Raw genomic sequence first — 8,086 nt, 5'->3', positions numbered from 1 at the left:
GCCGAGCACTGGGTGCACCTACGCACCACCAACCCGATCGAGTCGACCTTCGCCACCGTCCGGCACCGCACCAAGGTCACCAAAGGCCCCGGCTCCAAGGCCGCCGGCCTCGCGATGGCGTTCAAGCTGATCGAGGCTGCCAGCAGCGGTGGCGGGCGGTCAACGCACCGCACCTGGTCGCCCTCGTCCGCGCCGGCGCCCGCTTCGAACGCGGCCGCCTCGTCGAACGGGTCACGACCGAACCCATCACCTCCGACACCGCAGCCGCCTGATCAAGATTTCTCATCCACAAGTCTTGACTATTGCTCTCACGCCCGCCGCCGGATGACCTACACGCCAACCGCGGTGCCGCTGGCGTACCTGCCTCCTGCCGGGAAGTTCCCGGACGAGTCAAGGTCGCAGAATTATCCCTGGCAGCAGCCCGGCGAGCCCCGCTCCCCCAGGCAGGTGCCAGAGTTCGATGTCGGGGTTTACCCGACCTTTGCGCCGAGGTAGTTGAGGAGGCGACCTGTGCCGAACCCTGAGTTCGGTGGTGTCCAACCGGCACCGTTCGAGCCCGTGCCCTTCCAGCCGCATGAACGCGAGATCCACCGGCTTCTGGGGGTGATGGGCGATGCTCCAGCCGACCAGTATGCCGATGCCATTCGCATCCTTCGCGGGAACCCGCCGCTACAGACCCGCTCGCTCATCCTGGCGCACATGGCTCGCGAGATCGACTCGGCGCTTCGCGAACTGCTCTACTCGCTCGTCCCCGTAGAGGTGCAAGACCGTCTGGAGGCCGAGAAGCCGGAGGATCGACGAGACCCGGACCGCGCGCTGGTGATTGACGAGATCTGCTCGGCGCTCGGGTTCGACAGCACCGACGAGATCCGTTCCGTCTGGAAGAAGTCGGGGGCGTGGCATAACGCCGCCCACCGTGGCGCCCTGCTCGCCAACCGCCCGGCTGACGCGGCGTTCATCGAACGTTGGGACAGGCTTGGCACCGTCCTCAAGGTGGTACTGCGTGCGTACGAAGGGTCGTTCACCCGCGCCCTGCCCATGATCGACGAACTCGCGACCGCCGCTTCGATCACCAAGGAGAAGGTCTCACACCTCCTGAATAGGGTTCCTAACAGCGCGCCGGCCTTGAACCGCTTCTTCGAGCACGCATCGGCTGCATGGTTCCCGCACCTGTTGAAAAGGAACTACTTCCGGTCGCCGCCGCCGTTGCAGCCTTCCGAAGACGGCCTGCTGACCTACAAGCCGTGGCCGCCAGGGCGCTACCTCATCAGAATGATGCAGGAGCCGAAGCTCGTGCCCGATGTCATCGACGTGGTTCTCCAGTTGGAGACCGACAACCCCCAAGCCGCCGAGACCGTCGCTGATGTTGCCCTCGCGGCGCCTATCGCACTCGCGCGCCCGTTGGCCGGGAAGATCGCTCAGCTGCTCCGGTCGCCTGCCCAGTGGGCCCTGCCGTCCAAGGCAACCGAGCTGCTCCCCAGGCTTGCCGCCGAAGGCCGGCTTGATGAAGCCGCCACCATCCTGGCTGAGCTGCTACCTTCGCCGACCCGGCGGGGCGCGGGAGGTGGTTTCATTCCGTCCGAACTCGTCATTCAGCTCTTCCCGCAGCTAGGTGTGCCTGGGCTGGCTGTCATTGCGGCCCGTCTCGCGCAAAGAGAAGACGGCGGGCGTGATGAACTGAGCTACTCCCGCATCTGGTGGCCTGACATCACGTCCGGCAGAATCTTCAGAGCGCGCGACGAACTGGTCACCATGCTGCGCGACGCTGCAATCGCCGTCGCCACCGAAATCGGCCCAGAGCAGGTTGTGTGCGTGCTCGACGCGCACCCAGGCGGCATCTTCCGTCGCCTTGCACTGCACATCCTGCTCCTGAGCCCAGAACCGGAGCTGGTCAGCGCGTGGCTGACAGGGCCGGCCCTGTTTCACAACCGGGACTGCTTTGTCGAGTACGGACATCTGTTGGCCACCCACTTCGGCAGTCTTGAACCCGACGACCGCAATCGCGTGCTGGCACTGATCGACCAAGGGCCTATACACACCGACGACCCGGCGGCGATCAAACGATGGAAGCACCGACAGCTCGCGCGGTTCGGCGACGCGCTCCCCGGGGCATACCGTGCCGAAAAGGAGGCGCTGGTCCGGGAACTCGGCGACCCCGACATCACCAACCACGTAATCGAGTTCAAGGACCGTGGCAGTGCAGATCGGGTAGATCTGCCGCTACCAGCGCTGGATGAGATGACCGACGACGACCTCATCTCTTCCCTGACGGGATGGACGCCGACCGGGCGCTGGGACGATCCCGATAGGGACGACCTACGCCAACGAATCCAAGTCGCTGCTGCGAAGAGCCCGCGCCGCTTCGCGGCGCTCGCTCCCCGGTTCCTAGACCTTAACCCCACCTACGCCCGCGGTCTGCTAGAAGGACTCCGTCAGGCGATCGAGTGCACCGATGACCAGCAGGGTTCGGTCGCCGCCTCGGTTGCCGACTGGCAACCCGTACTCGACTTCGCCGCCGCGTCCCTGGCCCAGCCAGCCCAGCTACCAGAACGTCCTACTCAGGGCGACGGCGAGGAGGACCCAGGCTGGAACTGGGCTTGGCAAGAACTGGCCGAACTGCTGACCGCCGGCCTGCGCAGCGACATCCCGCAGGCCAACCTCGAACAGGCCCTCGTGGTAATCAGCCAACTTCTCGACGCCGACGACTCGACCGACGATGACGGCCCGCCCTTCGAGACAGCGATCAACAGCATCGGCGGCAACGCCTGGATCGCGCTGCTCCAATACGCCATCCGCCTACATAGCCCTGCAGCGCCCGTGCTCGACACCGCCGTCCGCCAGCTGCTCGAAAAGCACCTCAACCCGGCACGAAGGCCAAACTCACCGATCCGCAGCCTCTACGGCTACAAGATCCACGTCTTGAGTGCACTGGACGAACAGTGGACACGTCAGCACCTCGACGAGATCTTCCCCCACATCACTAAGCCGGGCATCGCGTCGGCTGCTTGGAATGCCTACCTGATGTACGGACGGCTGACCGTAGAGACGGCAACGCTCCTGCATCCGTTTTATCAGTGGCACACCATGTCCCTTAGCCATGCCCCGGAGACGGCCCCTCCCATCGAAGGCGCGCCGCACGAGCAGCCCGAGGATCGCCTGTTGGAGCACCTCGGCCTGCTTTACCGGGACGGCGCGATCCCGCCACACACAGGCTGGCTCGCGGACTTCTTCAACCACGCGCCGCTGCGCCTACGCGCACGCCTCATCGAACACATCGGCTGGCAACTGCACAGCGTGGACCAGCTCGACCAAGACCAGACCAACCGGTTGAAGGTTCTATGGGAGGAGCGCCGAGATGCGGCCACTCAAGCCGGCGGTGACGCAGCAGAGCTTGCCGGCTTCGGAGTCTGGTTCAGCTCCGGGAAGCTGCCCGACGCCTGGGCGCTCGATCAGCTCAACCAAGCCCTCGCCGCCGGAACAACGCTCGCCTCATGCGATGACATCGCCGAACGTCTCACAACGCTTGGTGCCGACGAACTGACCGAGTCGGTAACCGCCATTGCGGGACTGGTGGATGCACCCGACCGACCCTGGTTCATCAGCAGCGCTCGAACCTCCATCTCCGCCGTGCTGCGCAACGGCTTGCAAGCTGCCGACCCCGAAACCCGTCGGAACGCCGAACAGACCGTGAGTCGCCTCGTCGCCCGAGGCCATAGCAATTTCGGATCCCTGACCGAAGCCACCGCTGGTGGTGATCAGCCGCCAACGACCGTCGATCAAATCGAGGATGCCGCCGACGGTAGGCGATGAGTTCGTTCCCCCCATCGCCTTGTACTCAGCGGTCCAGCTTCACCGCAGGCGCTGCCTGACCCCAACACCGTCAACGGTCGCGGTCACGGCACTAGCCGCAAACCGCTCGCTATGGTGCGTGACCAAGGGTTGTGGTGTCGGATGTGAGACCGTGCCGATGACAGCACGCCCGATCTTGGCGATAATCCTGTGCTCGGTCGTGCCGGCGGGCAGGCGTCATCATGCTGGCTCGCTGCGGAACGATACGCCGAGTTGAGGAGCAGCGAGTCGTGAGCAAGCTGTCGTTGCCAGACAAGACCTTTCTAGAGGCTGTGCTGGGCATGAGTGGTGGCTATGTCCTAGACCTCACAAACACATCATTTGCGCAGCTATTCGATGACCTCGCCATCGACATTTACGAGGATAAGTACGCTGAGTACGGAGTGTCGAAGGCGAACAAGTTGAGGACGCTGTGGAAGATCGGCTCAGATTTCCAGGTCGCATCAACGCTCGGCACCCTCGCGGACTACATCGAAGCCAAGCAGGCCGCTCCGGGCTCTTCGGGTCTTCGCGAGAAGATCACGGAGGACCAGATCGCCAAGATCCGAAGGATCGCTGCGGAGCTCGATGGTGCGCCGTCTACTGGTATGGGGCAGACAACGTCGGACGGCGACGTAGCTGACCCCACGCCCGCCATCTTCACTACCGAAGCGACGGTGTTAAAGAACAAGATTCAGATTGAGATCCACGGGGACATCTACAACCACATCGGGCAGTACCTGGCGACCGGGGACTACTTCCATGCAGTCGAGGAGTCCTACAAGCTGGTGCCCGGGAAGCTCCGCGAGATCACGGGCAAGGAGAAGGCTTCGGACGCCTTCAACAACAGCGCCCAGAATACCGCACACTACGAAGCCCTGTTCGGTAAGGCGACATCTGCCAACGACGCGGAAGCAGACTTCTTCCGAGGTATCGGCTATCTACACTTGGGTGTCCAGCATCTCAGAAACGAGAAGGCCCACACGCCGGCAACACCTCTCGAACCCAACCTTGCCGTGCACTACATCTCGCTGGCGAGCCTCGCCTATGACCTAATCACACGATACGTCAGCGAAGACACGATCAAGGAGCTAGAAGACCTGGTTCTCGCCAAGCGACAGAGTTACCGAACCGCAAGCTCCTTTTACCGTGACTTCGAGGATGGCAAGTGGCTGCGAAACCTGACGCTCCCTGCCAAACTTCAGTCCTCGGCGGTGCGTAAGGTGCTCAAGACCAAGTGGCTGGAGGAGGCTGACTTCACCCGGAGCTACGATCACAGCAACATCGTGCTTATGCGGCTTGAGCTCGTGGTCGACGAGCTCACTGAGGCTGACCTCGACCGCTTTGCTGGATCTGCCGACAAAGGACTCGTACGGCAATGACCAGTCGGCAGGTTTGCAGCAGTTCTTAGAGTTCGTCCAAGAAGAGTGTCCAGACACGATTTCGCAAAAGGCGAAGGACTGGCTCACAAAGGAGCAGTCGTGACGAGCGCCCTCGAAATGTTGAACGGATAGCCTTCCGGGTCCAGAACTTCGGCCTGTGCTCCGCCCCTACCTTATGTCTTACGAGGTGAGTTCCCAATTTCAGAACCTTCGTCAGGGGCGGGCTGGCGACGCCCGAACAAGATGGTCTTGTCGCATGACGCGGTTTCGCCCGGCCCTTCCGCACGCAGCGCAGCTACGCGGCGTTCGGACCCGTCGTCTTCCCTCGATCCCAGTACGAAAGTGTGGTTCGCCGCGCGGTTGCCGACGCCACAGCAGTTACGTTCGCGATTGGAGGCCGCGGACGCCCCCATCTGCCGCCGAGCGGGCGCGGTGGGGAAGCCTTGCCGTATCACGCGGCGCAGCGGTCGTGCCGTGCAGCCTTCACCGCTTGTCCGGCAGGCTTGCGTGTGGTGTTCCGGGGTGTCGAGGATCAGCAGGAACCGGGCTTTGGTGTTGCTGTCGGCGAGCGTGAGCGTTTCGTCCAGAGCCGCTTGTGTGGCTATCGTCGGTGGCGGTGTGGACGTGTGGTGGTGTTCCCAGCCGGAAACCGTCTCGGGTGCCGCCCCGAGGTGGCGGGCGAAGTCGTCGATGGTCATCCGGAGGGCCTCGCGGAGCGCGCGGGTCTCCTGTCCGGTCCACCGGCCGACGACCACCGTCCCACACCCGCAGTCGCCCGTCGTCGCGTGAGTGGCCCGGGTGGCGGTTCGGCCAGCGCGTCGCTGGCGTTCCTCATCCCGCGCCTGCGCCTGCTGGGCGTGGAAGTCCCGTACCAGTGCGGCCATCTAATCGAACGCGGCCAACAACGCACCTCGTGCGTCAACCGCCCGGTCAGCGTCCTGCCAGAACCGACGAACGCTGGCGTCCCGCCCGATCTCAGCGTTGGCGACCGAACTGCGGGAGTAACAGATGCTCCTGGCCAGCTGCAGCTGCGTCAGCCCCCGCTCGGCACGCCACGCGGCCAACCGCCGACCGAGGTCCCTACGCACCTCGGCCACCTGCTGCTGACTGATCAACCCCGGAAAGCGCAGACCCGACGGACTCCGGCCGTCCATGACCGGCTGCGTGACCCGCACATTCGTCATCGGTGCCGCCGATCCGGAAGCCGGCACGCCTGGCGAGGGCCGGCCCCAGTTGACGGTAGACCGGGTCCAGTCGCGAGGAGGTCCCGCGCGACACCCGACAATTTGATGACTTCAGGATCCTGGGCGCATCCCTGGATGATCAAAAACCCGAGGCCGGCGTTGGTCGCTTTGCCTAGCCTGGGTGATTCACTGTGATCGCCAAGATGCGCTGCCCGTCGGCGTGTAGATGAGCGGAAGTGCCTGCCCTGCAAGGGAAACTTGTGATTGCGACATCTGCAGGTTTCTCTTCGAGGGAGGCACTTCCGAGGTGCAGCTTACGGCGTGGTCGCGGGATCTGCGGGTTACCGCGGGTGGTTCGTGTGTGGTGTCGCACGTCGGTGCGGCGTTGCTGCGGTTGCTGGCGGATCGGGCCGGGTTGACGCAGGGGTTGTCGGCAGGGCTGGCTCGGGCCGGCCGGTGGCCGGTGCATGATCGGGGTCGGGTGCTGGTCGACCTCGCGGTGATGATCGCCGACGGCGGTGAGGCGATCGCGGATATCGACGTGCTGCGTCACCAGCGGGAGGTGTTCGGGTCGGTGGCCTCGGACACCACGGTGTGGCGGACCTTGGATGAGATCGGCGTGGCGCAGTTGCGGCGTATCGCCCAGGCGCGGGCGAGGGTGCGGGCCAGGATGTGGCAGTTGTTCGGTGGTCCACCGGCGGCGCGGGCGGCGGGTCGGGACATCGGCACCGGTGTGGTGGTCCTCGACGTGGATTCCACAATCGTGATCGCGCACAGCGACAAGGAAGGCGCCGCGGCCACCTACAAGCACAACTTTGGGTTTCATCCGATCCTGGTGACCTGCGACAACACCGCCGAGTTGCTCGCGGTGAAGCTGCGGCCGGGTAACGCCTGGGCCAACACCGCCGCCGACCACCTCGACGTACTCGCCCAAGCGGTCGCGCAGGTCCCGGCGAAACACCGGCGGCAGCTGCTCATCCGCGGCGACTCGGCCGCCTCCACGCACGCGGTGCTGGACTGGCTCCACGAGCAGGACAGCAGGCGCGGCCGGCGGATGGAGTACTCCCTCGGCTGGTCGATCGGCGAGACCGAACGCGCCGCCATCACCAGCCTGCCCGCCTCGGCGTGGACCCCGGCGACCGACGCCGACGGTGGCGTGCGCGACGGCGCCGCCGTCGCCGAACTGACCGGCCTGTTGCACCTGCCCGGCTGGCCGGCCGGGATGCGGGTCATCATCCGGCGCGAACGGCCCCACCCCGGCGCCCAACTGACGCTGTTCGAGGAACGTGACGGATGGCGTTACACCGCGTTCGTCACAAACACCCAGGTAGGTGCCTTGCAGTGGCTGGAGGCCCGCCACCGGGCCCACGCCCGCGTCGAGGACCGGATCAGCTGCGCCAAAGACACCGGACTCGGTCGGCTGCCGTCCCGCGAGTTCGCCATCAACGCCGCCTGGTGCACCGCCGCCGCGATCGCGGTCGACCTGATCGCCTGGCTACAGATCATCGGCCTCGACGGCGATCTAGCGAAAGCCGAACCCAAACGGCTGCGCTACCGGATCCTGCACACCGCCGCCCGCCTCGTCCACGGCCAACGCCGCCGCCGGCTACGCATCCCCGCCACCTGGCCGTGGGCCGAACAGATCACCACCGCGTTCCACCGGATCGCGGCCATCCCCGCCCCCGGCTGACC

General features: G+C 65.1%; 5 protein-coding genes and 1 pseudogene. 4 read left to right on the top strand and 2 right to left on the bottom strand.

Features of this window, described 5'->3' with window-relative positions; genetic code table 11:
- From E1258_RS27195 to E1258_RS27185, 3 genes and pseudogenes are all read left to right on the top strand, one after another.
- A pseudogene (locus tag E1258_RS27195) lies at nt 1-272 on the top strand (IS256 family transposase); the annotation flags it as partial.
- Nucleotides 273-510: 238 nt separating this feature from the next.
- Nucleotides 511-3,810 carry a hypothetical protein gene (locus tag E1258_RS27190; protein ID WP_132406131.1) on the top strand — a complete coding sequence of 1,100 codons (3,300 nt, stop codon included), beginning with the start codon at nt 511-513 and terminating at the stop codon, nt 3,808-3,810.
- Between the two features lie 269 nt (nt 3,811-4,079).
- Nucleotides 4,080-5,210, top strand: a complete 1,131-nt coding sequence (locus E1258_RS27185; protein ID WP_165949915.1) for a TIGR02391 family protein — start codon at nt 4,080-4,082, stop codon at nt 5,208-5,210.
- Between the two features lie 173 nt (nt 5,211-5,383).
- Here the strand turns inward: E1258_RS27185 and E1258_RS35210 are convergent, their stop codons facing one another.
- Complete coding sequence (locus E1258_RS35210) at nt 5,384-5,908, bottom strand: hypothetical protein (RefSeq protein ID WP_243715720.1); 525 nt, start codon at nt 5,906-5,908, stop codon at nt 5,384-5,386.
- A gap of 186 nt (nt 5,909-6,094) precedes the next feature.
- A complete protein-coding gene (locus tag E1258_RS35205) occupies nt 6,095-6,364 on the bottom strand; it encodes a helix-turn-helix transcriptional regulator (protein WP_243715721.1) in 270 nt (89 codons plus the stop codon).
- A gap of 337 nt (nt 6,365-6,701) precedes the next feature.
- Between E1258_RS35205 and E1258_RS27175 the strand changes: the two genes are divergently transcribed.
- Nucleotides 6,702-8,084, top strand: coding sequence for an IS1380 family transposase (locus E1258_RS27175; protein ID WP_132406127.1), 1,383 nt, complete (start codon nt 6,702-6,704; stop codon nt 8,082-8,084).
- Nucleotides 8,085-8,086 lie beyond the last annotated feature (2 nt).

Origin of the sequence: Micromonospora sp. KC207 (assembly GCF_004348615.1) — a bacterium.
Taxonomy (GTDB): domain Bacteria; phylum Actinomycetota; class Actinomycetes; order Mycobacteriales; family Micromonosporaceae; genus Micromonospora.
This window is presented reverse-complemented; position numbering and strand designations above follow the sequence as displayed.

What these genes read in the sequence shown, in the direction of transcription:
- E1258_RS35210 (WP_243715720.1), bottom strand. Translation starts at nt 5,908, where the DNA reads ATGACCATCGACGACTTCGCCCGCCACCTCGGGGCGGCACCCGAGACG.
- E1258_RS35205 (WP_243715721.1), bottom strand. Translation starts at nt 6,364, where the DNA reads ATGGACGGCCGGAGTCCGTCGGGTCTGCGCTTTCCGGGGTTGATCAGT.